Here is a 26,624-nt window from a genome sequence, read left to right as displayed (position 1 = left end):
GCAGGGTGGAGAACCAGCGGTGAGCGGCTGGTGAGCGCCTCCCGGGGAGGTTCCCCGGGCTGATGCAACTCATTCGGCACCCTCACCCCACCGGATTGGTCCCGATCCAGATCGCCCGGTGCGGGAGGATGGGGCATGGCCGTCCTCCTCCGTCCGTGGTCGATCGACGACGCGCCGGCGCTCCTCGCCGCGCGACGATCCACCCCGGATCTCGACACCCAGCTCCCCGCCGACCTGATCGACGAGGACGCTGCCCGTCGGCACATCGGGTCCTGGCCGTCCTCCGGTGCGCACGCCCGCAGTTGGGCGATCGTCGAGGACGGCCTCGCGGTGGGGAACGTCGGCCTGTCGGCGATCGAGTCCCTGCACGGGACGGCCTGGGCGTCCTACTGGCTGGCCGGCGACGCCCGCGGTCGCGGCCTCGCCACCCGAGGGTTGGCGGCAGTGGCGCGCTGGGCGTTCGGCGCCGGGTTGCACCGGCTCGAGCTCGGCCACCGGGTGAACAACCCCGCATCGTGCCGGGTGGCGACGGCCGCGGGGTTCGTCACCGAGGGGATCGAGCGGCAGAAGCTCCGCTACGGCACCGAACGGTTCGACGTCGAGACGCACGCACGGCTCGCGAGCGACCCCGTGCCCGACGTCGCCGCCGTCGAGCTGCACGGCGACCCGCTACGGATCGCCGGGGCGCTCTGACCGCGAGCGCATACTGAACCGATGACCCGCGCACTCCTCCTCGTCGACATCCAGCAGGACTACTTCCCGGGCGGGGCGTTCCCGCTCGTCGGTCCGGAGGCGGCCGCGACCGCCGCACGCACGGTGCTCGACGGGTTCCGCGCGGCCGGCGACCTCGTCGTGCACGTCTTCCACGTCGCGACCGAGCCCGACGCCACGTTCTTCCGGCCGGGCACGCCGGGGCTCGAGTTCCACCCGTCCGTCGCGCCGATCGACGGCGAGCGGGTGGTCGAGAAGCACGAGCCGAACAGCTTCGTGGGCACCGGCCTGCAGGCGCTCCTGACCGACGCCGGCGTCACCGAGCTCACCGTCGTCGGGATGATGAGCAGCATGTGCATCGACTCGACCACCCGGGCGGCGCACGAACTCGGCTTCTCCGTGACCGTCGTCGCGGACGCCTGCGCGGCGCCCGACCTGACGTTCGGCGACGGCACGATCCCGGGTGCGAGCGTCCACGCCGCCTTCATGGCGGCGCTCGACGGCAGCTTCGCGACGGTCGTCACGAGCGCCTCCCTCGGAAGGAGTACTCGCCCCCACGCGGGATGACGCGGCCGGACGCGGCCAGCAGCCCCGACCCGGAACGACGCGGGACGAGACGACCCGCCGTCCCCACACGGGATGACCACATCTCCCCCGAAGGGCGGACGCGGCCGACTCCCAGACCCCCGTAGCGTTGCCGCCGTGATCGAAGTCGAGCACCTCACCAAACAGTACGGTCCGAAGACCGCCGTCGACGACGTCTCGTTCGTCGTACGGCCGGGCAGCGTGACCGGCTTCCTCGGGCCCAACGGCGCCGGGAAGTCCACCACGATGCGGATGATCATGGGGCTCGACCGCCCCACGTCCGGCACGGCGACGGTGAACGGGCAGCCGTACCGGAGCTTCCGCGACCCGCTCCGGCAGGTCGGGGCGCTGCTCGAGGCGAAGGCCGTCCACCAGGGCCGGAGCGCCTACAACCACCTGCTCTCGCTCGCCGCGACGCACGGCATCCCGAAGTCCCGCGTGCACGAGGTCATCGACATGACCGGCCTCGACTCCGTCGCGAAGAAGCGCGTCGGCGGGTTCTCGCTCGGCATGGGGCAGCGCCTGGGAATCGCTGCCGCACTGCTCGGCGACCCGAAGACCCTGATCCTCGACGAGCCCGTCAACGGCCTCGACCCCGACGGCGTGCTGTGGGTCAGGCAGCTCGCCCGGCGGATGGCCGCCGACGGCCGCACCGTGTTCCTGTCCAGCCACCTGATGAGCGAGATGGCGCAGACCGCCGACCGCGTCGTGGTCCTCGGCCGCGGTCGGGTCCTCGCGGACGCCCCCATCCAGGAGTTCGTCGCCGGCGGCGGCACCGGTGGCAGTCGCGTCGTCGTCCGCACGCCGGCCCCCGACCAGCTGTTCCGGGCGATCGGTCCGAACGCGTCCGTGACCCCGCGCGAGGACGGCACCTTCATGGTCGTCGGCCCGGACGCCACCACGGTCGGGAACATCGCCGCCCAGGTCGGCGTCCCGCTGCACGAGCTCACCCCGGTCGGCGCGAGCCTCGAAGAGGCCTACATGGCGCTGACCCGCGACGACGTCGAGTACCGATCGGAGGGCGCCCGATGACCGCCACGACCCTGCCGCCCACCACCGGACTCCGGTTCGGACGTCTCGTGCGGAGCGAGTGGATCAAGTTCCGCAGCATCCGCTCGACGGTCTGGTGCCTCGCGATCCTCGTCGTCCTGACGATCGCGATGGCGTTCCTCATCGGCAACGCGCTCGACGTCGGCGGTGCGGTGTCGAAGGACAGCCAGAACGGCACCCTCGTCACGATCAACACCGCGAGCGTCAGCCTGACGGCGCTCGTCGTCGCGGTGCTCGGCGTGCTCATCATCACGGGGGAGTACGGCACCGGCCAGATCCGGTCGACGTTCACCGCCGACCCGCACCGCACGGGCGCGGTCCTCGCGAAGGCAGCCGTCCTCGCGGTCACGACCTTCGTCGTCAGCGCGGTGTCGATCTGGATCGGCGTCATCGTGTCGGCCGCGCTGCAGGCGGGCAAGGGCGTGCACGCCGACCTCGCCGACCCGGCCGTGTTCATGCCGCTGCTCGGCGCGTCGGTGTACGTGACGCTCCTCGCGCTGCTCGCGTTCGGCATCGGGCTCCTCGTCCGGTCGAGCGCCGGCGGGATCGCGATCACCCTCGGGCTCCTGCTGGTGCTCCCGGTCGTGCTGTCCCTCATCGCGAACGTCATCCAGGCGCAGTGGCTCCTCGACGTCACGAAGTTCCTGCCCGACCAGGCCGGGGCGCAGCTGTTCGCCTACTCGTCCGCGGACGCCGTCCAGCAGGAGGGCGTGGTGCTGAACGGCTGGGCCGGCTTCGGTGTCCTCGTCGCCGAGGTCGTGGCGGTGGGTGCGCTCGCCCTCGCGGTCGCACGCCGACGCGACGTCTGACGGTCCCACCACCGGACGGGAGGCGGGGGGGGGGGGCCCCCCCCCCCCCCCCCCCTCCCGTCCGACACGGAATCCGTATGCTCGCTCTGTGCCCCGTCTCCGCCCACGTCTCGTCCCAGCTGCCACCGGGCTGCTCGTGGTCGGCGGACTGCTCGCCGTCGCCGGCTGCGCCGCGACACCGCCGGTCGACGCGACGGAGCTCCGGCAGTGGCGGAGCGCACAGGACGCGGCGACCGAGGCCGATCCGGACGTCCTCGGCGTGCTGACCGCCGACATCCAGCCCGGGCGCCAGGACCCGGCCGACGTCGGACCGGGAGTGCGCCTGCAGTTCCCCGCGTCGCACGACGTCGACCACCTCGAGTTCTCGTGCTACGGCAACGGGCAGATGCAGGGCACGATCCGCATCGAGTCGCGCCGCGGGTCGGGGAGCTTCGTCGTCGATCCCGTGGACTGCCGGGACAGCCCGCACCCGATCCGGCTGACCGAGTTCGCGAGCACGGCCGTCGACTCCGTCGGGTTCGCCGCGTTCGACAGCAACCGGCCGAGCGCCTGGCGGCTCGTCATCGTCGGGACGCCCGGCGACGGCTGAGCCGGGCCGGCCCCGGGTGCGGCCGCTCAGCGCCGGATGTCGTACCGGTGCATCGTCACGCCCGTGTCCCACCGCTGCTGTTCGAGCAGGTCGAGGACGAGCGGCGGTCGCACCCCCGACGCCGGCGGGTCGAACAGCGGCCGACCGCGCCCGAGCACCGCGGGGTGCGTGAAGACCATGAGCTCGTCGAGGAGCCCCGCGTCGAGGAGCTGCGTCGCGACGCTCGGGCCGCCGACCCCGACGTCGCCCTCGGAGCCGGCACGGATGCGGGCGAGCTCCCCGATCGCGTCGCCGTCCCGGCCGATGACCCGCGTGTCGTGGTCCGCCGCCGTCCGCGTGCGGGAGACCAGGACCTTCGGCTGCTCGGTCCAGATCTCGCCGTACTCGCGCATGAACGCCGGCAGGGACGGATCGGTGCGGGCATCGGGCCAGAACGGGTCCATCAGGTCGCGGACCACGCGCCCCTCGACGGACAGCGTCATCGCCCGGGCGCGACGGTTGAACTCGCGGTGGAGGGTCTCGTCGATGCGGACCCACGCGGGTCCGTCCGGGCCGTCGTGCTCCCCGGCCTCGGTCTCGACGAACCCGTCGACCGAGGCGTTGATCCAGTAGACGAACCGTGCGGGCATCCGGTGCCTCCTCGGGCTGGTCGGTCGGTGGCGACGAGCGTACGCTCGCCCTCGTCCGCACGCTCCTCGACGACGAGAGCAGGTCCATCGTGCGCCGATCACTCCGAGCGGTCCTCGCGATCGCGACGGTCGCGGGGCTCGCGACCACGTTCCTCCAGGTCGGTGCCGGCAGTGCGCCCGCCGTCGCCGCGGTGACGACGTCCGCCCGAGGCGGGGCCGCGCCCGCGCACGAGAACCCGATGACGCTCGCGCTGCCGGACGGACAGACGGCGGCGAGCTGCGCCGACCCGACCGTCGTGCACGGCGCCGCACGGGACCGGAACTGGTACCTCTACTGCACGTCCGACGCCCTGACCGCGACGGAGCAGGACCCGGACGGGTCACTCGTGCAGCACACGGTCCCGACCTACCGCTCCACCGACCTCACGCACTGGCGGTACGTGGGTGACGCGTTCTCGTCGAAGCCGTCGTGGGTGGGCGACGCGAACGGCATCTGGGCACCGGACGTGGTGTACCGCGCCGGGACGCACGGGCGGCCGGGCACCTGGTACCTCTACTACGCGGCGTCGGACACCCCGACCGCCACCGCACCGACCGGCGGCGGGTCGGCCGTCGGCGTCGCGACGAGCCCCGGCCCGACCGGTCCGTGGACGGACTCCGGCGGGCCCGTCGTCGCACCGCAGGCCGCGCCGAACGGCACCGGGCAGCGGTGGGAGTTCGACCCCGAGGTCATCACCGACCACGGCCGCACGTACCTGTACTTCGGCAGCTACTTCGGCGGGGTGCACGTCCGGCAGCTCAGCGCCGACGGCCTCCGGTCCGTCCCGTCCACCGAGCGCCAGATCGCGATCGACAACCGCTACGAGGGCACGTACCTGATGCGGCACGACGGCTGGTGGTACTTCACGGGCTCCGCGACGAACTGCTGCAACGGCGCCCTCACCGGGTACGGCGTGTTCGTCGCCCGGTCGCGCAGCCCGCTCGGCCCGTTCACCGACCAGGACGGCGTCCCGATCACGAGCACCCGGGTCGGCGGCACACCGCTGCTCGCCCAGAACGGGAACCGCTGGGTCGGCACCGGGCACAACACGGTCGTCACCGACTTCGCCGGGCAGGACTGGATCGTCTACCACGCCGTCGACCGCCACGACCCGTACTACGCGGGGCAGGGCACGTACACGAAGCGCCCGGTGCTGATCGACCCGCTCGACTGGGTGCACGGCTGGCCGGTCGTCCGCGGTGGCGCCGGTCCCTCGGAGGGCGTGCAACCCGGACCGGTGGCGCAGCCCGGCGAGCGACCGACGTACCGCGCGACAGCCGCGCCGGTCGACGTGCCCGGACGGACGATCCGTGCGCTGTCCACCGGGTTCGACGGGTCGACCCTGCCACCGGCCCTCCGCTGGACGCGCGAACCCGACCGCTCGACCTGGACCGTCTCGGGCGGCGCCCTCCGCTGGCAGACCCAGGACGCCGACATCCACCCGCCCGCGACGCCGCTCGCCTCGGTCCTGTCCGAACCCGCTCCCCGCGGCGACTGGGTGGCCGAGACCACCGTCGCGGTCGACACCCCCGCGACCGGCGACGGCGTGAACTACGTCCAGGGCGGGCTCGTCGTGTACGGCAGCGACAGCGATTACCTGCGCCTGACGTCCAACTCGATCTTCGACACCCGGCAGACGGAGTTCGGCAAGCAGGTGTCGGGGCAGCCCGCGGGCGCCCCGACCTACGGCAACATGGTCGCCGGACCGGTCGGGGACACCACCACCCTGCGGATCGTGCACCGCTTCGTGGCCGGGGAGCACCGGTACACCGCGTACACGAGCGTCGACGGGCGGCACTTCGTGCGCGGCGGGACGTGGACGGCAGACCTCGGCGCGACGCCGCGGATCGGGCTCGTCTCGCTCGGCGGGGCCGGGTTCACGAGCACGTTCGACAACCTGCGGGTGAGCACGGTGACGACGACCCGGCGCTGACGACGGCGCCGCACGGCCGCCGGCCCCCGGCGCGCCCCCGGTCCGGGCCAGGCCGGGCCTGGCGGTCCGGGGGCGGTCGGCGCGCGCGCCCAGCCGGGTCACTGAGCGCGTCGACGGAACACGATCCCCGTCGGGATGGGAGGATGCATCGTTGCCTGCCGGAACCGAGAACGAGGGTCAGATGAGTCCGACCGAGGACGCCCAGTCCGCGGCCCCCCTGCTCGACGGGCGCTACCGGCTCGAGCACGCCATCGGGCAGGGCGGCATGTCCACCGTCTACCGGGGCGTCGACGAGAGCCTGCACCGTCCCGTCGCCGTCAAGGTGTTCCACGCCGGCACGGTCGACGTCGCCCGCCAGGAGGCCGAGCTCGGCGTCCTCGCGGCCCTCGAGCACCACAACCTCGTCAGTCTGCTCGACACCGGGGTCGTCACCGGGCGGGACGGCACGCACCAGCGCTACCTCGTGATGGCCCTCGTCACCGGGCAGGACCTCGAGGAACGCCTCGCCCTCGGCCCCCTCGCCGCCCGCCACATCGCCGAGATCGGCTACGACATGGCCGAGGCGCTGGACTACATCCACAGCCACGGCGTCGTGCACCGCGACATCAAGCCCTCGAACATCCTGCTCGTCGACTACGGCAACGACTCCGACCGTGCCCGTGCCCGGCTGACGGACTTCGGCATCGCGCTCGCCGCCGGGGTGGAACGCCTCACCGCCGACGGCGTCACCACCGGCACCGCCGCCTACCTCAGCCCCGAGCAGGCCCGCGGCGCCGAGGTCGGCGCGCCGAGCGACGTCTACTCGCTCGGCCTCGTCCTGCTGCAGTGCTTCACCCGGCGCCGCGAGTTCCCGGGGTCGCTCGTCGAGTCCGCCGTCGCGCGGCTCTCACGCGACCCGGTCGTCCCCGAACCGCTCCCGGACCACTGGAAGCACCTGCTGACGGCGATGACCGCGCAGGACCCGGCCGCACGCCCCGCCGGCGCCGACCTCGTCACGATGCTCCGCGACGTCGTCATCGCCGAGACCACCGGAGCCGACCACGTCGTCGACACCGCACCGGCCGGACCGGCACCGACCACCGCGGACACCCCGCGTCCCGCGACCCTCGACAGCCTGCCGGAAGAGGCCCTCGGTCGCACCACGGCGATGGCCGCGCGGCTGTTCGACGCACCGATCGCGCTCGTCGAGGTGCTCGACGAGGACCGTGCCTGGTCCCAGTCGTACATCGCACCCGGCGTCGACGACGCGGCACGCCACATCAACTTCCGCAACGGGTTCGCGCCCGTGCCCGTCCCCGTCGTGATCCCGGACGGCTCCGTCCACCCGGAGATGCAGCACAGCCCGCTCGTGACCGGGCCGCTCGGCATCCGGTTCTACGTCAGCGTCCCGCTCGTGCGGCACGACGGATCGCCGATCGGCACGCTCGCCGTGCTCGACACGAAGCCCCGGCAGGCGACTGAGGCGGACCTCGCGAACCTGCACGACCTGGCGGCGCTCGCCGTCACGCAGCTCGAGATCCGGCAGGAGTCGCTCCGCACGACGAGCGACGCACTGCCCGTCGCACACGTCACCGGCGACGAGGACCGCGTGCGGTAGGAGACGGTCGCCGACGACGGACGGGAGGCGCGGTGCGGGCCCGCACCGCGCCTCCAGTCCGACAGCGGGTCCCGTCTCCCGCTCGCTCGGCCGTCGGCGCTGCCGTCTCCTCAGCCGTCGGTGAGCGCGGCCGCGTAGGCCCGGACCGACCGGTGGTAGCGGGGGAGCGTCGGCTCGACGGCCTCGATCGCGACCCGGAGCGCCTCGTCGGGGCGACCCGCGCTGTGCAGTGCGAGCGCCAGGAAGACCTTCGGCGCCGCACCCGTCGCCGGGTGCTCCGGGGCGGCCCGGAGCATGGCGATCGCCTCGTCGACCCGGCCGAGGTTGCGGAGCGTCGAGGCGTGCTGGACGACCATCTGCGCCGCGCGCGTCGGGTCCACGGAGTCGAGGCCGGCGGCGGTCGCGGCCGTGTAGTGGACGTCGGCCTCGGCCTCGTGCCCGCCGGAGTCGTTCGCCCCGCCCAGCTCGAACGCGCCGAGCGCCGGGTGCGGTGCGGTGTCCGCCAGCGCGCGCATGCGGTCGATGCGCTCCTGGTCGTCGATCGTGTCGTCGGCCCAGAGTGCGGCGACGCGGGCTTCCCAGTCCTCGGTGCTCATCCACCCAGCGTATTGCCGGCACCGACGTCGGACGGGCCGTCCTCCGGTGCTCGGACGCCGGACGGGCCGTCCGAGATCGTGGCCCGGAACGACCGCACCAGGGGGATCCCGGGCCGGACGAGCGCCGGGGTGCGCCACGCCAGCGCGGAGCCGATCGCCGGGTACTCGGCCACACGGACGAACCACGGGTCCTCGTGGCCCTGCGCCTCGATCCGGACGGTGGCCACGGCGCCCTCGAACGCCGCCGTCCACTCGATCCACGGTGCGACCGACCCGTGCACCGCGTCCTCGCCGCTGGCCGTCGCCGTCCGGACCGAGACGTCGGAGCACGGTGGGAAGCGCCAGGTGAAGCCGCCGTACCCGGCGCCGACCCGTCCGTTGCTCCCCGGTCCACCCAGGCGGACGACCGCGTCACCCGGCACCCGGAACGACGAGGACCACGTGAGTTCCCACCCGCCGTCGACGGGCCGCCAGGCGAGCGTCCGGTCCTCGTGCAGCGCGACCGTCCGGTCCGGACGCTGCCAGCGGACCTCCTGCTGCAGGCTCGGTCCGTGGCACTCGGCGTGCAGGACCGTGGCGCGGCCGTGGTCGTCGCGCCAGACGTAGCCCTCGCCGTGCACGTAGGTCCGGCCGCCCCAGCAGTTCACGCCGTCGAGGTCGGGGATCGCGATGCCGACACCGCAGTGCCAGTCGTGGTCCGGCGGGTGGTGGGCGCTGACGACCGTGCCGCCGCGGGTCCGCACGGGGTGCAGGTACGGACGGGGCGACGACGTCGGGATCGTCCCCGCGCCGTCGAGGACCGACGCGACCGGGACGCCGTCGACGACGAGCTCGTCCAGCACCTCGTCGCGGACCGCGTGCGCCCACGGGGCCCCGACCTCCGAGAACAGCGCGCCCTGGTCCGCCGCACGCTCGACGACCGCCTCGACGTCCGTGACGAGCGGTCGACGCGCGGGCCCCTCGCCCTCCCACGTCACCCACGGGTGGTCGATCTGCACCGGCGCGGTCGCCCGCACGGCCTCGAGCACCTCGACGAACGCGCCGGTCGACACGAGCGGCACGAGCAGCGCGTCGCCGCGGGAGCGGTGGGCGAGCAGGTTCTCGAGCAGGTCGGTGCGCCCGAGGCTGTTGGTGACCCCGTCGATCGTGACCTCGTCGGTCGTGTACCCGAGGACCGCGCTCCCCGTCGTGCCACGGACCCGCACGCTCGGCAGGACCTCGGTCGGCCCGCACAGCGTGAGCGCCGCGGTCGCCTCGCGTCCGGTGGCCGTCGTGACCCGGACGGCCGAGGTGTCGTCGCCCTCGATCGCGTTCGCCCGGTACAGCTCCACCTCGACGCGTGCCACCTCCTCCGCTCGCCGACAGCCGACGAGCGCGAGGGCGGTCGCCACGGCGTGGGCGAGCGGGTTCGTGACCACGCCGTCGAGGACGTCCACACCGTTCACCCGACGGCGGCCCGCCCACGCCGACCGGTCCCAGTACGCCTGGTTCCTCGTCCACGTGCCGACCGCCGCGGCGGAGCGGACGGTCCCGACGACCGAGCCGTCGCGGATCGCGGGGAGTGCGTCGGACCCGAGGCTCTGGAACCCGACCTGCACCACGCGTCCGGTCCGTCGCTCGGCGTCGAGCAGGGTCGCGAGGGCCGCCCGGGTCGTCACGGGCGGCTTCTCGAGCAGCACGTCGGCGCCGGCCTCGAGCGCGGACAGGGCGAGGGGCAGGTGCGCGGCGATCGGGGCGGCGACCACCACGACGTCCACCGGCCCGTGCGCCCGCGCGGCGGCGACGTCGTCGACGACCGGCACGCCGCCGTCCTCGTCGGCGTCGAGGGTCGGGTCGACGACGGCCGTCAGCGTGCAGACCCCGAGTCCGACGAGCCGGTCGATGCTCGCCCGGTGGTGCAGGCCGTAGCCGCGCGCGCCGACGAGGACGATGCCGGGAGGCGCGGTGGCGTCGGTGCTCACACCCAGGACGGTACCGCCGGGGGTCGGACACGCACCAGCCCGTTCCCCGGGCGGCTCAGTTCCGGCGGACGAGCACCACGGAGTCGATGACGTCGTGCGGCGCACCCTCGGGCGTCGTCGCGGTGCGCGGTCGGAGCTCGGCGGCGACGACCTCCCACCCGGCACCGAGCTCCAGCGCCGCGAGGTCGTCGGCCGGCGTCGGGAACCGGTACGCCCGCATCTCCTCGGGCAGCTCGTCGTGCGGGGGAGCGGCGTGGGCCGTCACGAGCAGGCGTCCGCCCGGTGCCACGAACCCGGTGGCCCGGTGCAGGATCCGCTCGCGCGGGATCGTCACCGGCCACGACTGCAGGAACGACGCGGCGACGAGGTCGAACCGGGCGGCGGTCGTCCACGCACCCAGGTCGGCCGCGACGAACGCGGACCGTTCCTCGACCCCGGCGGCGACGGCGGCACGGGACCCGCGCGTGATCGCCGTCACCGACAGGTCGACCCCGGTGACGTCCCACCCCTGCCCGGCGAGCCAGAGGACGTCGCCGCCCTCGCCGCAGCCGAGGTCGAGCGCCCGCCCCGGCGGCAGCGACGAGGCCACGTCGGCGAGCACGGCGTTCACCTGCCCCGACCAGATCCCGTCGTGCTCGGCGTAGCGGGCCTCCCACCAGGTGCGTGCGGAACCGGATGCGCAGGCGGCGCTGTCGTCGTGGGTGTGCATGCGCACACTCCACCGCACGGACCGGGCAGGACCCAAGCGGTGTTGCCGCCCTGGCAACGTCGCACCGTGCGTGGCGGGGCCGCACCGCGCCTCCTGGCCGCCCGATCGTGAGCAGAAGACGTCGGGTCGCCGTCCCCGACCCGACCAATTCTGCTCACGAAGCGCCCGCGCCCGCGCGCACGGGTCCCCGCGCGCGCGGGTCCCCGCGCCCGCGCGCCCGTCAGTCGATCGGGCCGGCGTGCTCGATGCGGGCGCTCGCCGTGGCCATGTGGTCGTCCATCGCCCGCTGCACCGCGAGCACGTCGCCGGCACGGAGCGCCTCGAGGATGGCGCGGTGCTCCTCGTACGCCGCCTCGGTGGCCTGGCGCGTGCGGACCCGACGGCCGACCCAGACGCTGAGCATCGAGCGGAGGCTCTGCAGCAGGTCGGCGAGCACGTCGTTCCCGGCGGACCGGGCGAGCAGCACGTGGAAGCGGACGTCGGCCTCGATGAACGCGTCCGGGTCGTCGAGCGTCTCGTGCTGCCGGTCGATGTAGGTCTGCAGCTCCTCGAGCTGCTCCGGGGTCGCGCGCTGGGCGGCGAGGATCGCGGCGGTGCGCTCGAGCGAGGAACGGACCTCGAGCAGCTCCCGGGTCCGGTTCGACGCGAGCATGAGCCCCCACGACAGGGTCGTCGGCAGCAGGTCCGAGGTGCCGCCCTGCAGGTACGTGCCGGACCCCGGGCGGATCTGCACGATGCCGAGGATCTCGAGCGCGGCGAGGGCCTCGCGCACGGCGGAGCGGCCGACCCCGAGTCGTTCAGCGAGCACGCGCTCGGCGGGCAGGCGCGATCCCGGGGCGAGGTCGCCGGCGGTCAGCAGGGACACGAGCTGTCGAGCGACCTCGGAGGCGGGCGACCCCGTCGGGACCGACTCGAGCTCGAGGCGGATGTTGAGCGGGTCGTCCGGGCTGAACGCGGGCATGGAGTGAGCGTACCGGTCGGTCAACCGGTTGCCGGCGAGCATCGAAGCGATCCACGGGTTGTAAATGGTCAACCGGTTGACAAGTCGGTGTAGTCCGCGCACACTGGTCCGAGCGCACCGATGCGCCACCTCCGCGCCCGGCGCAGCAGCCGGCCGGAGCATCACCCCACCCGAGCAGGAGTCATCGTGGACATCCCCGCCACGCGAGGCATCCCCACCTCGGTCGTCGAGAAGACGACCATCCGCAAGATCGCGATCCGCATCGTGCCGTTCGTGGCGCTGATGTTCTTCATCAACTTCCTCGACCGCACCGCGATCTCCTTCGCGGCCCCGAACGGCATGGAGGCCGACCTCGGCCTGACCGCGGCCCAGTTCGGGTTCGCCTCCGGTGTGTTCTTCATCGGCTACCTCGTGCTCGAGGTGCCGTCCAACCTGGCGCTGCACAAGTTCGGCGCCCGCGTCTGGCTCGCCCGGATCATGATCACGTGGGGCATCGTCTCGCTGCTGTTCACGTGGGTGCAGAACTACCCGCAGCTCGTCGGCCTGCGCTTCCTGCTCGGCGTCGCCGAGGCCGGGTTCTTCCCCGGCGCGATCCTGTTCCTGTCGACCTGGGTCCCGGCCCGGCACCGCGGCAAGATGCTCGCGCTCTTCTACCTGGCGCAGCCGCTGACCAGCGTCATCGGGTCGCCGCTCGCCGGCTGGCTGATGACCCACGAGGGACTGCTCGGCGGGCTCGCCGGCTGGCGCTTCATGTTCCTCTGCGTCTCGATCCCGGCGATCGTCGTCGGCGTCCTCTGCCTCTTCGTGCTCAAGGACAAGCCGTCCCAGGCGAAGTGGCTCGACGAGGACGAGAAGACCTGGCTCGAGGGTGCGCTCGCGAAGGAGAACGACCAGAATCAGGGGAGCGCACACGGCAAGGGTGGCCTCCGAGCGGCGTTCGGCTCCGGGCGCGTCTGGATGCTCGCCGCGGTCTACTTCGGGTTCATCTACGGCCTCTACGCGCTGAGCTTCTTCCTGCCGACCATCATCGACGGCTTCCAGGAGCAGTTCGGCACCACGTTCGACCTGTTCCAGAAGGGGCTCATCACGGCGATCCCGTACGTGCCCGCCGCCGTCGTCCTCTACTTCTGGTCGCGTGACGCGTTCCGCCGCAGCGTGCGGGTCTGGCACATCGCGGTCCCGGCCCTCGTCGGCGGCCTGAGCATCCCGGTGGCGCTCTACATGAACAGCCCGGCCGCCACCGTCGCCGTCATCGCGATCACGGCCTGCTCGATCTTCGCCGCCCTGCCGAACTTCTGGACGGTCCCGACGCAGTTCCTCACCGGTGCCGCAGCAGCGGCCGGCGTCGCGCTCATCAACACCGTCGGCAACCTCGGCGGCTTCGCGGCGCCGTACATCACCGGTGCCGTGAGCGAGTGGACCGGCGGGTACCAGGTCCCGATGTTCATCGTCGGGTTCTTCATGGTCCTGTCGAGCGTCCTGATGTTCGTCCTCGGCCGGAACACGAAGCGGAACGAGCGACGCGCTGCCGACGCTGCTGTGCCGGCAGCGGCGACCACGACCCAGGAGTCCCACGCATGACACGCCTCTTCAACGACCCGGCGGACTTCGCCGACGAGGCCACCGACGGGTTCGTCGCGGCGAACGCGCGCTGGGTGCGGAAGGTGCACGGTGGGGTCGCCCGCGCGACCACCAGCCCCGAGGGGACCGTGGCGCTCGTCGTCGGCGGCGGGTCCGGGCACTACCCGGCGTTCGGCGGACTCGTCGGGCACGGTCTGGCCGCCGGTGCCGCGCTGGGCAACCTGTTCGCCAGCCCGAGCGCCCAGCAGATCACGGCGGTCGCGAAAGCGTCCGAGCACGGCGGCGGTGTGCTGCTGAGCTACGGCAACTACGCCGGCGACGTGCTCAACTTCGATGCCGCGGCGCGGGCACTGGCCGACAGCGGGATCGACGTCCGCACGGTGGGGGTGACCGACGACGTCGCGTCAGCCGACCGGACCGAAGCGCACAAGCGCCGCGGCATCGCCGGTGACCTGTGCGTCTTCAAGGTCGCCGGCGCCGCAGCCGAGCGCGGCGACGACCTCGACACCGTCACGGCGATCGCGGAGCGGGCGAACGACCGCACCCGCAGCTTCGGCGTCGCGTTCTCCGGCTGCTCGCTCCCCGGCGCGGACGAACCGCTGTTCACCGTGCCGGAGGGTCGGATGGCGATCGGGATGGGCATCCACGGCGAACGCGGCATCGACGAGACCGACGTCCCCACCGCGTCCGGACTGGCAGACCTGCTCGTCGACAAGCTGCTGACCGAGCTGCCGTCCGGTGTCGCAGTCGACGGCTCCCGCGTCGTCCCGATCCTCAACGGCCTCGGCAGCGTCAAGTACGAGGAGCTCTTCGTCGTCTACCGATCGGTGCAGCGGCGCCTCGCGGAGGCCGGCATCGTCATCGTCGAGCCCGAGGTCGGGGAGCTCGTGACGAGCTTCGACATGGCCGGCGTCTCGCTGACCCTGTTCTGGCTGGACGACGAGCTCGAGGAGCTCTGGGCCGCACCCGCCGACACCCCCGCGTACCGCAAGGGCGGCGCCGTCCCGCAGCAGTCGGTGTCGTCCGAGGTGCTCGAGGCCGACGTGGTCGCGCCGGTGACCCTCGGCACCGACGAGTCCCGGATCGCCGCGACCCGCATCGCGACGGCCATCTCGGCCGTGCGCGCGACGATCGACGTCCACGCCGACGAACTCGGCCGCATCGACGCGGTGGCCGGCGACGGGGACCACGGCATCGGGATGCAGCGTGGCTCCACCGCCGCGGACGCGGCAGCGCAGGACGCCGCAGGTCGCGGCGCCGGTGCCGGCTCCGTCCTCGCGATCGCCGGTGACGCCTGGTCCGACAAGGCCGGCGGCACGTCCGGTGCGATCTGGGGTGCGGCCCTGGATGCACTGGGTCGCGTCCTCGGCGACGACTCGCGTCCGTCGGCCACCACCGTCGCGGACGCCGTGCACGCGGCCGCCGAGGCCGTCCTCGCGTTCGGCGCCGTCCCCGGCGACAAGACCATGGTCGACGCGCTCGTCCCGTTCGACGAGGTGCTCACCGCCCGGACCGCGGCCGGTGATGACCTGGTCACCGCCTGGTCGGCGGCATCGGCAGCGGCGACGACCGCGGCCGACGCCACGGCCGACCTGCTGCCGCGGATGGGCCGCGCCCGCACCCACGGCGAGGACGCGGTCGGTACCCCCGATGCCGGCGCGATCTCGTTCGCCCTGATCACCGCCGCGGTCCTCGCGACGTTCTCCGAGAAGTGAGGAAGACCCCCATGACCGAGCAGCAGTTCCGCATCGTCGTCGGTTCGGACGACGCCGGGTTCGACTACAAGGAGATCATCAAGGCCGACCTCGCCACGGACCCGCGCGTCGTCAGCGTCACCGACGTGGGCGTCGACGCGGACGGGCACACCGCCTACCCGCACGTCGCCGTGGACGCCGCACGGATGGTGGCGAACGGGGAGGCGGACCGGGCGATCCTCATCTGCGGCACCGGTCTCGGCGTCGCGATCAGCGCGAACAAGGTCCCCGGCATCCGGGCCGTCACCGCGCACGACTCGTACAGCGTCGAGCGCTCGATCCTGTCGAACGACGCCCAGGTGCTCTGCATGGGCCAGCGCGTCGTCGGCGTCGAGGTCGCCCGGCGCATGGCTCGCGAGTGGCTCGGCTACACCTTCGACACGTCCAGCGCCAGCGCCGGGAAGGTCGCCGCGATCTGCTCCTACGAGACGAGCACAGCCGACGGCTCCGCGCCGGCTGGCGTGGACGCCTGATGCCGGCGTCCACGGCAGCCGCCCCGCTCACGATCGGGGTGTCGCTGAAGATGTACTTCTCCCACGCCCGGACGCTCGAGTGGGCAGCCGCCGTGGCCGACATCGCCCGGACCCACCCCGCGGTGCAGTCCGGCGCCGTCGAACTCTTCGTCATCCCGACGTTCCCCGCGCTCGTCCCGGTGCGCGAGGTGATCGGGGACGCCCCGGTGACGCTCGGCGCGCAGGACCTCGCCTGGGCGGACAGCGGTGCCTTCACCGGCGAGGTGTCCGGTGCGGAGCTGCGCGAGATCGGTGTCGACCTCGTCGAGATCGCGCACGCCGAGCGGCGCTCCCTGTTCCACGAGACCGACGACGAGGTCGCGGGGAAGGTGCACGCCGCCTTCCGCAACCACCTGCGACCCCTGATCTGCGTCGGGGAGACCACCCTCCCCACCGGCTCGGCCGCCACGTCGCTCCGCAAGCTCCGCGACGCGTCGGCAGCGGCCGGCGTGGGCCCTGCCTCCAGTCCGACCGCCGTGGCGGACGTGACCGCGCAGCTCGACCGGTTCCTGGCGACCGCGACCGCGGACGGTCTCGCCGGGCCGATCATCGCGGCGTACGAACCCGTGTGGGCCATCGGCGCCCCGGCGCCCGCGCCCGACGAGCACATCGTCGCGGTCCTCGCCGGCATCGAGGAGCACCTCGCTGCCCGACCGGACCTCGCCGGCTCCGTCGCGATCTACGGCGGCAGCGCCGGACCGGGCCTCCTCACCCGTGGCCAGGGTCGGATCGGCGGACTGTTCCTCGGCCGGTTCGCGCACGACCCCGCCGCCGTCCGGACGATCCTCGACGAGGCGGCACAGCTGGGGGCGAGCGCATGACCTCCCTGCTCGGCCTGTCCACCTACGCGTACTTCTGGCGGATGTCCGACCGCGTGCCGGACCCGATGTCGCTCGACGACGCGATGCGCGACGCGGCAGCGCACGACGGCGTCGACCTCTTCCAGATCTGCGACCACCTGCCGTTCGACACCGCGTCCGACGAACGACTCGCAGCGATCCGGGCGCTGGCCGACGAACTCGGCCTCGCGCTCGAGGTCGGCACCCGCGGCACGGACCCTGCGCACCTCGCGCGGTACCTCCACGTCGCCGAGGCGCTCGGCGCGACCCTCGTGCGGAGCATGTGGACGAGCGGCGACGACCAGCCCGACGCGCTCGAGACCGAGCGCCGACTGCGCCTGGCGCTCCCCGCGTACGAGGCCTCCGGCGTGACCCTCGCGCTCGAGACCTACGAGGTCGTCGCCACCCCGGACCTCGTCGCCGTCGTGCGGGCGATCGGCTCCGACCACCTCGGGATCTGCCTCGACCCGGCGAACACCGTCGCGCGGCTCGAACACCCCGCGGACGTCGTCGCGATGACCGCACCGCACGTCGTCAACTGGCACGTCAAGGACTCCGGGTTCACCCGGTCGCCGGGGTGGGTCGGGTTCCAGTACACCGGCGTCCCGATCGGCACCGGGGTCGTCGACCACGACGCCGTCCACACCGCGCTCGACCCGGACACACGGGGGATCAACCGCGTCATCGAGTTCTGGCTGCCGTGGCAGGACGCGCACGCCGACGCCCAGCCGTCCCCGGGCGAGACAGCCGCACAGACCACCACCCGCATCGAGGCGGCGTGGACCGAACACACCATCGAGTACATCAGGAGCAAGGAATCATGACCGACACCGTCACCACCACCCACACCGTCGCTGCCGGATCCGGTACGGCCGACGTCACCGTCGCCGTGATCGGTGCCGGCGGCAAGATGGGCACCCGCGTCTCGAACAACTTCGCGAAGAGCGAGTACACGACGCTCTACAGCGAGGCCTCGCCCGCCGGACAGGAGCGCATCGAGGCGCTCGGACGGACGATCACCGACAGCGTCGAGGCCGCCAGGGTCGCCGACGTCGTCGTGCTGGCCGTGCCGGACGTCCTGCTCGGCAGCATCTCCGAGCAGCTCGTCCCGGTCATGAAGCCGGGTGCCAGCATCCTGACCCTCGACCCGGCCGCCGCCTACGCGGGGCTGCTCGCGAAGCGCGACGACATCCACTACGCCGTCGCGCACCCGTGCCACCCGTCGGTGTTCCTCGAGCGCACCACCAAGGAGGAGTGGGACGACACCTTCGGTGGCATCGCCGCCCCGCAGGAGGTCATCGCGGCCTTCGACGCCTCGGAGTCCCTCGGTGACGAGGGCGACACCGCCAAGACCGTCGCCGAGGCCGTCATCACGACCATGTACGCGCCGGTCATCCAGGTGCACTGGGTCACGGTGAAGCAGCTCGCCGTCCTCGAGCCGACGCTCGTCGAGACCATCGCGTGCATGATCGGCGACTTCCTGAACGACGCGCTCGAGGAGACCGTCACCGGCGTCGGCGTGCCCCGCGAGGCCGCCCGCGCCATGCTCTACGGCCACACCTGGATCGCCCTGACGAACGGCCTGCGCGGCTCGAACCCGTTCTCGGACGCCTGCCACATCGCGATGGGCTACGGCCGCGAGAAGCTCATCAAGGAGGACTGGAAGCAGGTCTTCGACGACAGCGAGCTCGACTCGGTGATCGCCAAAATGCTCAAGATCGACGCCGTCAAGCGCTGATCACCCCCGAGACCGGAACGCCCCGCCGACCCCCTTCCGGCGGGGCGTTCCTCGTGGTCCCCACGCCTCGGCGAGCGTGATCGAGGCGACACCCGGCACCGTGAGCGCCTGCACCGCCGCCGCGAACCACGCGGCGGCGGCCGCGGAGTGCTGCTGCGGATCCGTCGCGTCCGGCACGAGCTGCGGCCCGTAGCCGGTTTCGACCGAGGCGTCGGTCACGACCCGGCGCGGTGACGTCGCCACCGCGTTGAACCGCGGACGGAGCGTCACCGGCCCGACGTGGAGCGGCCTGCCGGCGGCGAGCCTGGAGGCGCTCATCACCACCCAGCGCTGCATCCGGACCGACTCGGTCACCTGGGCACGGCTGTGGTCGTGCATCTGCGGCGTCACGCTGAACGTGAGCGGGTCGTCCCAGTCGCCGAAGCGGTCGATCGTGCGGTTGAGCTCGGTGAAGTGCGCGCGGGTGCCGGCCACGACCTCGAGGCCGGTCCGGGCCGCCGCGGCGTCCCGGAGCGCACGCTGCAGCGGCCCGGTGGTCACGTGCGACGACGGGTCGAAGGCACCGATGCGGACCACGGGTCCGGTCGCCAGCACGTCGTCGATCGCCCGGCGCAGCAGGTCCGGGTCGTCGGTCACGAACCGGACGTCGAGTGGGGCCCCACGGGCGTCCCGCCGGGCGGAGGCGAGCACCGCGGCGACGTCGGGGTCGCCGAGGACGGGTTCGACGAGGATCGGGACACCGCCCGGCAGGTCGTCGTCGTCGGGTCGGCCGGCTGCCGGGGCGGACGACGCCAGGAGCTGGAGGGTCGGGGGCGGCGTGACCACGGTGGTCGGACCCGGCCCGTCGAGCGGCGTGCGATCCGGGTCGGGGGAGGGCGCGCCTCCCGGCCGCCGCACCGCGGCCAGGGTGAGCGCCTGTCGGATCACGGTCCCGGCGTCGAGCGCAACCGGGAACGGCTCGGCGAGCGGTGTCGAGTAGGTCTTGAACGAGGCGTCGGTCCAGTTGCGCTGGTCCTCCATCTCGAACACGTCGCCGGACAGGTCGAGCGTGCAGGCGGTCCGGCCGGTCGTCCAGGTGTACCCGGCGACGTCGGTCGCGGGCTGGTGCGGGGCGATCCAGAGCGGGAACGCGTGGTCGGTCGGCGGCGACGCGGGGTGCCTGATCGTGACCGGGGTGCCGGCGAGCGTCGGCGGGTGCAGCACGACCAGGCCGATGCGGTTGCGGCGGAAGGGGGCTGCCGTGGTGGCGGTGACGTCCACGCGCAGGGTGTCGCCGGTGAGGGCGAGGTCGATGACCGACCGGAGGACGGCGGCGTCGTCGATCGCGCTCACCACCTCGGTGCGCACCCGCACGTCGGTCGTGCCCGTCGTGGTGACGGTCCGCCCGGTCACGGTGTCGTCGGCGGTCCGCCAGTCGTGGTCGCGGATGACGAACCGGACGCCGCGCAGGACCAGTACCCCGTCGTGGCGGACGTCGGCGACCTCCGCGCCCCGGAGGGTCACCTGCCACGGCCCGACGACGAGCACGTCCTCGACCACCGCGTCGTCCCACGTCACGTCGTCCCGCACCACGTCGTCGGTCATGTGCCCTTGCTACCAGTCGGTCAACCGGTTGCGCAATGATGGGTCCTGGAGCGACGTCGCTCCGAGGACGGGGCAGTGCTGCCTCGAGGACGGAGTGCACGCATGACCGGACGACTGACCGGCAAGACCGCCCTGGTGACCGGGGCCGGAGCGGGGATCGGACGGGCGATCGCCGACCGGTTCGTGGCCGAGGGCGCACGGGTCGTCTACGCCGACCGGGACGCGGCCGCCGCCGAGGCCGCCGCCGGGGACGCCGGGATCGCGCTCACCGTGGACATCGCCGACGAGCCGAGCGTGACGGCGGGGTTCGCCGAGCTCGCAGCCCGCGGCACCGTCCCCGACGTCGTGGTCGCCAACGCCGGCGTCCAGCTCTTCGGGCACGACGCCAAGGTCGCCGACGTCTCGCTCGAGACGTGGGACCGCACGGTCGCCGTGAACCTGACGGGCACCTTCCTCACCGTGAAGCACGCGGTCCGGGCGATGCTCGCGGCCGGGGGTGGCGGGTCCGTCATCGTCACCGGGTCGCCGACCGGCCTGAACGGCGAGGGGGCCGACTTCGCCGCCTACTCGTCGACGAAGGGCGGGGTCCACGCGCTCGTCCGCGCGACGGCGATGGCCTACGCCCGCGACGGCATCCGCGCGAACACCGTCGTGCCGGGCTACACCGAGACGTCGCTCGTCCGGGCGATCTCCGGCGACCCCGCGTCGCGCGCGGCCATCGTTGCGCGGACGCCCCTCGGCCGGGCCGGCACACCGGACGACGTCACCGGGATCATGGTGTACCTCGCGAGCGACGAGTCGTCCTACGCGACCGGGGCCGTCTTCCGGGTCGACGGCGGCATGACGAGCCTGTAGCTCGAGGTCGCCCGGCGGCCCGGATCGGGGCCGCACCGCGTACCGCGCTTCGATCCGGATAGCGCGGGCTGGGTGTCCGGTCCACGTGGGCCGTCCACGGCGCGCGTAGCGTCACGGTCAACGACGGTCTCGCTCTGCGTCCCTCTGACGCTCCGGTGAACCCTCCCTGACCCTGAGGATCCGTTCTGGACGTCGGTCCACACCAGGGTCGAAGCGGAGCCGGCGCTCGCGAACAGGGAGCACGAGATGAGCAACTACGAGTCGAACGACGACGTCCAACAGGTCCGGGTGACGACCTACCGGTACCTCAGACGAGCGAGCCGCCGCGGGTGGGCGATCCCGGTCGAGGCCGAACCCTCGCTCGCGGACCTCGTGGGGGAACGGGGCTCGGGCGGTCCGGAGGGACGGTGATCCCCGCGGTCGACCGACCGGCACCCGAGCTGGCGTCCACCGAACTCAGCGGGACGCCCGTCCGCGAAGTGGTCCGGAGCGGCAGCGACCCCGAGGCGGCGCTCGAGTTCTACCGCGAGGTCTACGACGGCCGCGACATGGCCTTCGAGCCGTCACCGGAGAGGTTCGGGTTCCGCTACCGCGCGACCGGCGACGACCGCGTCAGCCTCCGGACCTCGTCGGTCTCGGCGGCCCGGTCCGGCATCCTCGCGCCCGAACGCCAGTACCTCCTCGCGTGGTCGGTCGAGGGCGGCATCGTGGTCGACGACGACCGTGCCGACGCCGTCACCCTCCGCCCGGGCGTCCCGGTGCTGTACCCGGCCGGACGGCCCTTCCACGTCTGGGCACCGCCCGGCACCAAGCACCTCGTGCACGTCGACGCCGACTTCCTCGAAGCGGTCGCCGTCGTCGGCACCGACTCCGCACCCGTGCCCCTCGCGTTCCCGGTGACCGCGCAGCCGGACCGGCTCGTCGGGCTCCAGACCGTGCTGCGGCGCGTCGCCCGACCGCTGCTCGACGTCTCGGTCGTCGGGCCGGACCGCGCGGCGCTCGACCTCCGGCTCGCCGAGGCGGTGCTGGCAGCGTTCCGCACCGGTGCCGGACCGCCCGAACGGGTCGCACCCGCCGGGACCGTCGAACGAGCGAAGGCCTTCATGCACGCGCACTTCGACCGGACCCTCGCCGCGACCGACATCGCGGCGGCCGCCGACGTCAGCGTCCGGACCCTGCAGGAGGGCTTCCAGCGACGTGAGGGCAGCACCCCGATGGCCTACCTGCGGGACCTCCGGCTCGAGAAGGCCCGCCTCGGACTCCAGCTCGCCGACCCCCGCGAGACCTCGGTCGCCATGGTCGCCCACTCCTGCGGGTTCCGCCACATGGGGCGGTTCTCGGGCTCGTACCGTGCCGCGTACGGCGAGTACCCGGGGGACACCCTCCGCGGTCGGCGGAGACTCGTAGGCGCCGCGGATATCGTCGGGTGATGCCCCCAGAGACCAGTCCCGCAGCCGTGGTCGGCGACACCGAGTTCGCCGTGCGCGGGACCGGTGCGCCGGTGCTCGTCGTGCACGGCACACCCGGCGGGATCGACGTCGCCGAGATCATGGCGCGCTTCCTGCCGTCCACGGAGTTCCGGGTGGTGACGCTCTCGCGCCCCGGGTACCTCGGCACGCGCATCCGGCCCGGCCACGACTCGCTCGACGACGAGGCCGATCGCTACGCCGCCCTGCTCGACGCGCTCGGCATCGACCGGGTCGGTGTGCTCGCCTGGTCCGGCGGGGGGCCGGCCGCCTACCGCTTCGCCGCCCGCCACCCCGACCGTGTCCGGTCGCTCGTCGTCGCCGCCGGACTCACCGGCCGATGGGAGCCGCCCGCGGTCCCCGCGCCCGTCCGGATCGTCGGCGGCTCCGCCTTCGGTGCCGCACTCGCCCGGCTCGCCGCGCGGCTCCTGCCCGCGCTCGTCGTCCGGATCGCGGTGTCCGGGGTCAGCTCGCTGCGCGGCCCCGCACTCCGCGCCCACGTCCACGGCGTCCTCCGCGACCCCGACCGACGATCGTTCGTCGTCGACCTCGCCGGCACCGGCAACACCTCGGGCCCGCACCGCGCCGGCTGGGAGGCCGACGTCCGGAACCTCGGCGCGATCGAGGACCTGGCGCTCGCCGAGGTCCGCGTGCCGACGTTGCTCGTGCACGGCGAGGCGGACACCGACGTCGACCCGTCCCACAGCGCCCGCGCGGCGGCGACCGTGCCGGGTGCCGAGCTCGTGACGGTCCCCGGCGGCACGCACTTCGCGCTCTGGGACCACCGCGAGGCCCGGGCCCTGCAGGCTCGCGTGCGGGAGCACCTCGGCCGCGGCGCCCTCTGACGCCCGGCGGGCGCGCCCACCGCGCGCGATCCCGTGGGACCGGCACCGCGCCTCCTGGCGGTCGCGCTGGCGACGGGAGACCCTGCGCGCGGGCACGTGGAAGCCGCGATCCGGGGGACATCTCGGGGGACGCGCCGGTCGATCCGTCGGTGCGAGCGGTCGCGGCTCGCCTCGACGTGCTGGCGCGGGGCCGGGAGGCGCGGATCGCCGCCGTCGTGCGGCACGCGTCGGTCTGACCAGCGTCCGCAGGCCTTTTTGCCGGTTCTGAAGGGGCTGCGAGGAACGCCGCAGCCTGTGACGAACCGCAGGAATCCGCCGCTGGTGCCCAGCCGGGTCCAGGTTCGTGACCAATACGTTATCTTCCCGAGCCGCCTCCGCACCCGCTCGGGTCGGCTGGTCCGACCCGGAAGGAACCATGGGACGCCACGCACTCCCCGCAGCCCCCGACGGCGCAGCCGGCACCGGACCCGTCGAGCGCGGCGCCGGTGCCGCGGTCAGCGTCCCGCAGGTCGACACCGCGGTCGAGCCGCGCCGTCCCCGCGGACGTCGTTCCGCGTTCGGGCCCGCCGTCGCACGGCCCACCTTCGTCGAGCACACGAAGCCGGCCCGCACCGTCTCGATGTCGGCCGCCCGACCGGTCGCCTCGACGGCGGTCGCCGGGGCAGCCGTGCTGTCGCGGTCCGCGGTGCTGCGTGCCGAGCGTGCCGCCGACCCGAAGCACATCCGTCGGGCGGCGAACGCCAAGCGTGCGGCGATCCTGCTCGCGCCGGCCCTCGCCGTCACCTCGAGCCTGACGCTCGCGGTCCCGGCGAACGCGGCCACCCCGTCGACCGACGCGCACCACGGGACGACGACCTCGCAGCACACCCAGACCTACACGGTCGCCCGCGACGTCGAGGTCCCCGTGGTCTCGACGGACGGCATGACGACCACTACGACCGTGGTCTCCTACCCGACGATCGTGACGAAGTTCGGCGTCAGCACGCAGCAGGCCGAGGACGCGATCTCGAAGGTCCTCTCGGCCGGTGGCGACCGGGCGACCGTGGTCTCGACCGCCCTGCAGTACATGGGGGACCCGTACGTCGAGGGCGGCGCGAGCCACGAGGGCATCGACTGCTCCGGCCTGACGATGGTCGCGTACGCGGCCGTGGGGATCCCGCTCGTGCACTACGTGCCGACGCAGGACGCCGCCGCGACCACGATCCCGGAGTCCGAGGCACAGCCGGGCGACCTCGTCGTGTACGACAACGAGGACCACGTCGGGATCTTCCTCGGCGACGGCCTCGTGCTGCAGGCGCCGCACCCCGGCGCGGTCGTCGACATCGTGCCGATGTACTCGGCGGCGCACCACTTCGCCCGGGTCCTGCCAGCCGGCAGCTGACCGGTCCTGCGCACCGGCAGCTGACCGGTCCTGCGCGCTGGCAGCCGCTCTCGACGGCAGACTCGTCGGTCGGCCACGGGGTGCGCGAGCGCGCGCCCCGGACGGCCTCACCCGAAGAGTCCGCCCGGAGCGCGTCGGATCCCCCCGATCCACGACCACCGTACCCGGTATTCCGCATTCAAATACATGACGACCGCCATGGAATCGGGCTGGTCGCGGTCGTCCCGTAAACTGGAGTGATGGCCTCCGAGACCCGCACCCCCTTCGAAGAGCAGCGCTCTGCTCGACCGCAGGTGCGTCCGCGCACCGAGGGCTGGACGCAGGCCACCGGCACCGACGGTCGGCCCCTGCTGCAGTTCGCCTCCCCGAAGCGCGGCAAGCCGCCCGTGCACCTCGCCGACATGACGGTCGCCGAGCGCGAGGCGAAGGTCGTCGAGCTCGGGCTGCCGAAGTTCCGGGCGAAGCAGCTCGCCACCCACTACTTCACGCACTACACGTCCGACCCGGCGGCGATGACCGACCTGCCGGCTGCCCAGCGCGAGGAACTCGTGGCGGGGATGCTCCCGCCGCTCCTCACCGAGACCCGTCGTCTCGCGACGGACAAGGGCGACACGATCAAGTTCCTCTGGAAGCTGCACGACGGCGCCCTGGTCGAGTCGGTGCTCATGCGCTACCCGGGGCGCATCACGCTCTGCGTCTCGTCGCAGGCCGGGTGCGGCATGAACTGCCCGTTCTGCGCCACGGGGCAGGCCGGACTCACCCGGAACATGTCCACCGCCGAGATCATCGAGCAGATCGTCCGCGCGAACGCCGCGATCGCCGCCGGGGAACTCGGGGGTGATCCCCGCAAGGGCGGCAAGGACCGCGTCGACGCCGAGCGCGTGACGAACATCGTCTTCATGGGCATGGGGGAGCCGCTCGCGAACTACAAGCGGGTGATGGACGCCGTGCGGATCATGGTCGCACCGCAGCCGAACGGCCTCGGCATGAGCGCCCGCGGCATCACGATCTCCACGGTCGGGCTCGTACCCGCGATCAACAAGCTCGCCGACGAGGACATCCCCGTCACCTTCGCGCTCTCCCTGCACGCTCCCGACGACGAGCTCCGCGACGAGCTCATCCCGGTGAACTCGAAGTGGAAGGCGGACGAGGCGATCGACGCCGCCCACAACTACTTCGTCAAGACGGGGCGCCGCGTCTCGATCGAGTACGCGCTCATCAAGGACATGAACGACCACGCGTGGCGCGCCGACCTGCTCGCCGAGAAGCTGAACAAGCGCGGCAAGGGGTGGGTGCACGTCAACCCGATCCCGCTCAACCCGACCCCCGGCTCGGTGTGGACCTCCTCCGAGGTGCACGTGCAGGACGAGTTCGTCCGCCGGCTCAACGCCGCCGGCATCCCGACGACCCTCCGCGACACCCGCGGCAAGGAGATCGACGGGGCGTGCGGCCAGTTGGCCGCGGCGGAGTAGGTCCGACCGAGTTCGGTTCGGTCCGGTTCGTCTGGTTCGTTCGGGAGGCACGGTGCGGGTTCGCACCGTGCCTCGCGTCGTTCCCGGCGTCGGATCCGCGTGTTCCCGGGCCTCGCGGCCCCGACACGCCCGGGATGTGGGCCGGGTTGGTGCTGCCGTTCACCTCTGCGTAAAGTAATCACTCGTTGCCGCTGAGGCGGAGAACGGAACGGCCGAGACGGTCACCGGGTCACAGACCAGGAGATCTTGTCCGCCACGGTTCTTCCCCGGGCAACGAAAGCCAAAGCCTCTCTGGCGATGTTCGCTTCTGCGAGCGGAGTGGGGAGTGCGTCTGGTCCTTGAGAACTCAACAGCGTGCACATTGTCAATGCCAATTTATTGACCCCGTGCCTGGTCTGCTTCGGCAGGTTGGGTCGGAGACAATTCC

The 26,624-nt window shown here is 73.0% G+C and carries 25 protein-coding genes; 19 read left to right on the top strand and 6 right to left on the bottom strand.

Going from position 1 to position 26,624, the window contains the following annotated elements; genetic code table 11:
• The first annotated feature begins 135 nt into the window (after window positions 1-135).
• From ACNQOV_RS16140 to ACNQOV_RS16120, 5 genes are all read left to right on the top strand, one after another.
• Entirely contained in the window at window positions 136-693 is a 558-nt protein-coding gene (locus tag ACNQOV_RS16140) for a GNAT family N-acetyltransferase (RefSeq protein WP_416395792.1), read from the top strand.
• A 21-nt stretch (window positions 694-714) separates the two neighbouring features.
• A complete protein-coding gene (locus ACNQOV_RS16135) occupies window positions 715-1,278 on the top strand; it encodes a cysteine hydrolase family protein (RefSeq protein WP_416395790.1) in 564 nt (187 codons plus the stop codon).
• Between the two features lie 135 nt (window positions 1,279-1,413).
• Window positions 1,414-2,328, top strand: a complete 915-nt coding sequence (locus ACNQOV_RS16130; RefSeq protein WP_416395788.1) for an ABC transporter ATP-binding protein — start codon at window positions 1,414-1,416, stop codon at window positions 2,326-2,328.
• The gene (locus ACNQOV_RS16125; protein ID WP_022905958.1) at window positions 2,325-3,155 is read left to right on the top strand and encodes an ABC transporter permease; all 831 of its coding nucleotides are present in this window, start codon (window positions 2,325-2,327) and stop codon (window positions 3,153-3,155) included. Before ACNQOV_RS16130 ends, ACNQOV_RS16125 begins: the two co-directional genes overlap by 4 nt.
• An 88-nt stretch (window positions 3,156-3,243) precedes the next feature.
• On the top strand, window positions 3,244-3,744 hold the full coding sequence (locus tag ACNQOV_RS16120; RefSeq protein ID WP_416395786.1) for a hypothetical protein: 501 nt from the start codon (window positions 3,244-3,246) through the stop codon (window positions 3,742-3,744).
• Between the two features lie 26 nt (window positions 3,745-3,770).
• On the opposite strand, the gene ACNQOV_RS16115 is transcribed toward ACNQOV_RS16120, so the two are convergent.
• Window positions 3,771-4,373: a dihydrofolate reductase family protein gene (locus ACNQOV_RS16115; RefSeq protein ID WP_416395784.1), complete on the bottom strand. Its 603-nt coding sequence runs from the start codon at window positions 4,371-4,373 to the stop codon at window positions 3,771-3,773.
• Window positions 4,374-4,462: 89 nt separating this feature from the next.
• On the opposite strand from ACNQOV_RS16115, the gene ACNQOV_RS16110 reads away from it, so the two are divergent.
• Both ACNQOV_RS16110 and ACNQOV_RS16105 read left to right on the top strand, forming a co-directional pair.
• The gene (locus ACNQOV_RS16110) at window positions 4,463-6,346 is read left to right on the top strand and encodes a family 43 glycosylhydrolase (protein ID WP_416395782.1); all 1,884 of its coding nucleotides are present in this window, start codon (window positions 4,463-4,465) and stop codon (window positions 6,344-6,346) included.
• 181 nt (window positions 6,347-6,527) lie between these two features.
• Window positions 6,528-7,943, top strand: coding sequence for a protein kinase domain-containing protein (locus ACNQOV_RS16105; RefSeq protein WP_416395780.1), 1,416 nt, complete (start codon window positions 6,528-6,530; stop codon window positions 7,941-7,943).
• 110 nt (window positions 7,944-8,053) lie between these two features.
• Here ACNQOV_RS16105 and ACNQOV_RS16100 read toward each other — a convergent pair whose 3' ends face one another.
• From ACNQOV_RS16100 to ACNQOV_RS16085, 4 genes are all read right to left on the bottom strand, one after another.
• Complete coding sequence (locus tag ACNQOV_RS16100) at window positions 8,054-8,539, bottom strand: tetratricopeptide repeat protein (protein WP_416395778.1); 486 nt, start codon at window positions 8,537-8,539, stop codon at window positions 8,054-8,056.
• Complete coding sequence (locus tag ACNQOV_RS16095) at window positions 8,536-10,500, bottom strand: DUF6807 family protein (RefSeq protein WP_416395776.1); 1,965 nt, start codon at window positions 10,498-10,500, stop codon at window positions 8,536-8,538. Before ACNQOV_RS16095 ends, ACNQOV_RS16100 begins: the two co-directional genes overlap by 4 nt.
• Before the next feature lie 55 nt (window positions 10,501-10,555).
• On the bottom strand, window positions 10,556-11,209 hold the full coding sequence (locus ACNQOV_RS16090; RefSeq protein WP_416395774.1) for a class I SAM-dependent methyltransferase: 654 nt from the start codon (window positions 11,207-11,209) through the stop codon (window positions 10,556-10,558).
• 220 nt (window positions 11,210-11,429) lie between these two features.
• Complete coding sequence (locus tag ACNQOV_RS16085; RefSeq protein ID WP_416395772.1) at window positions 11,430-12,170, bottom strand: FadR/GntR family transcriptional regulator; 741 nt, start codon at window positions 12,168-12,170, stop codon at window positions 11,430-11,432.
• Window positions 12,171-12,356: 186 nt separating this feature from the next.
• Here ACNQOV_RS16085 and ACNQOV_RS16080 point away from each other — a divergent pair, with 186 nt between their 5' ends.
• Genes ACNQOV_RS16080 through ACNQOV_RS16055 form a run of 6 tightly spaced genes read left to right on the top strand, consistent with a single transcriptional unit; the run spans window position 12,357 to window position 18,594 of the window.
• Window positions 12,357-13,751: an MFS transporter gene (locus ACNQOV_RS16080; protein ID WP_416395770.1), complete on the top strand. Its 1,395-nt coding sequence runs from the start codon at window positions 12,357-12,359 to the stop codon at window positions 13,749-13,751.
• On the top strand, window positions 13,748-15,466 hold the full coding sequence (locus tag ACNQOV_RS16075; protein WP_416395768.1) for a dihydroxyacetone kinase family protein: 1,719 nt from the start codon (window positions 13,748-13,750) through the stop codon (window positions 15,464-15,466). Before ACNQOV_RS16080 ends, ACNQOV_RS16075 begins: the two co-directional genes overlap by 4 nt.
• Window positions 15,467-15,477: 11 nt before the next feature.
• Window positions 15,478-15,978: a ribose-5-phosphate isomerase gene (locus ACNQOV_RS16070; RefSeq protein WP_416395766.1), complete on the top strand. Its 501-nt coding sequence runs from the start codon at window positions 15,478-15,480 to the stop codon at window positions 15,976-15,978.
• Window positions 15,978-16,838, top strand: a complete 861-nt coding sequence (locus ACNQOV_RS16065) for a triose-phosphate isomerase family protein (RefSeq protein ID WP_416395764.1) — start codon at window positions 15,978-15,980, stop codon at window positions 16,836-16,838. Before ACNQOV_RS16070 ends, ACNQOV_RS16065 begins: the two co-directional genes overlap by 1 nt.
• A complete protein-coding gene (locus tag ACNQOV_RS16060; RefSeq protein WP_416395762.1) occupies window positions 16,835-17,680 on the top strand; it encodes a sugar phosphate isomerase/epimerase family protein in 846 nt (281 codons plus the stop codon). Before ACNQOV_RS16065 ends, ACNQOV_RS16060 begins: the two co-directional genes overlap by 4 nt.
• Window positions 17,677-18,594 (top strand): phosphogluconate dehydrogenase C-terminal domain-containing protein, encoded by a 918-nt coding sequence (locus ACNQOV_RS16055; RefSeq protein ID WP_402269409.1) that lies wholly within the window; start codon window positions 17,677-17,679, stop codon window positions 18,592-18,594. The genes ACNQOV_RS16060 and ACNQOV_RS16055 overlap by 4 nt, the downstream gene beginning before the upstream one ends.
• Here the strand turns inward: ACNQOV_RS16055 and ACNQOV_RS16050 are convergent, their stop codons facing one another.
• Window positions 18,595-20,178: a hypothetical protein gene (locus ACNQOV_RS16050; protein WP_416395760.1), complete on the bottom strand. Its 1,584-nt coding sequence runs from the start codon at window positions 20,176-20,178 to the stop codon at window positions 18,595-18,597.
• A 102-nt stretch (window positions 20,179-20,280) separates the two neighbouring features.
• On the opposite strand from ACNQOV_RS16050, the gene ACNQOV_RS16045 reads away from it, so the two are divergent.
• The 6 genes from ACNQOV_RS16045 to rlmN all read left to right on the top strand — a co-directional run bounded on the left by ACNQOV_RS16045 (window position 20,281) and on the right by rlmN (window position 26,197).
• Entirely contained in the window at window positions 20,281-21,033 is a 753-nt protein-coding gene (locus tag ACNQOV_RS16045; protein ID WP_416395758.1) for an SDR family NAD(P)-dependent oxidoreductase, read from the top strand.
• 246 nt (window positions 21,034-21,279) lie between these two features.
• Entirely contained in the window at window positions 21,280-21,444 is a 165-nt protein-coding gene (locus ACNQOV_RS16040; protein ID WP_022907508.1) for a hypothetical protein, read from the top strand.
• Window positions 21,441-22,463 (top strand): helix-turn-helix domain-containing protein, encoded by a 1,023-nt coding sequence (locus tag ACNQOV_RS16035; RefSeq protein WP_416395755.1) that lies wholly within the window; start codon window positions 21,441-21,443, stop codon window positions 22,461-22,463. The genes ACNQOV_RS16040 and ACNQOV_RS16035 overlap by 4 nt, the downstream gene beginning before the upstream one ends.
• Window positions 22,463-23,344 carry an alpha/beta fold hydrolase gene (locus tag ACNQOV_RS16030; RefSeq protein WP_416395753.1) on the top strand — a complete coding sequence of 294 codons (882 nt, stop codon included), beginning with the start codon at window positions 22,463-22,465 and terminating at the stop codon, window positions 23,342-23,344. Before ACNQOV_RS16035 ends, ACNQOV_RS16030 begins: the two co-directional genes overlap by 1 nt.
• Window positions 23,345-23,759: 415 nt before the next feature.
• A complete protein-coding gene (locus ACNQOV_RS16025; RefSeq protein ID WP_416395751.1) occupies window positions 23,760-24,725 on the top strand; it encodes a C40 family peptidase in 966 nt (321 codons plus the stop codon).
• 239 nt (window positions 24,726-24,964) lie between these two features.
• Entirely contained in the window at window positions 24,965-26,197 is a 1,233-nt protein-coding gene (gene rlmN / locus ACNQOV_RS16020; RefSeq protein WP_031262749.1) for a 23S rRNA (adenine(2503)-C(2))-methyltransferase RlmN, read from the top strand.
• Window positions 26,198-26,624 lie beyond the last annotated feature (427 nt).

Source organism: Curtobacterium sp. LFS084, assembly GCF_047977705.1.
Lineage (GTDB): Bacteria > Actinomycetota > Actinomycetes > Actinomycetales > Microbacteriaceae > Curtobacterium.
The sequence above is the reverse complement of the archived record's forward strand: the minus strand, read 5'-3'. Positions and strand labels throughout refer to the sequence as shown.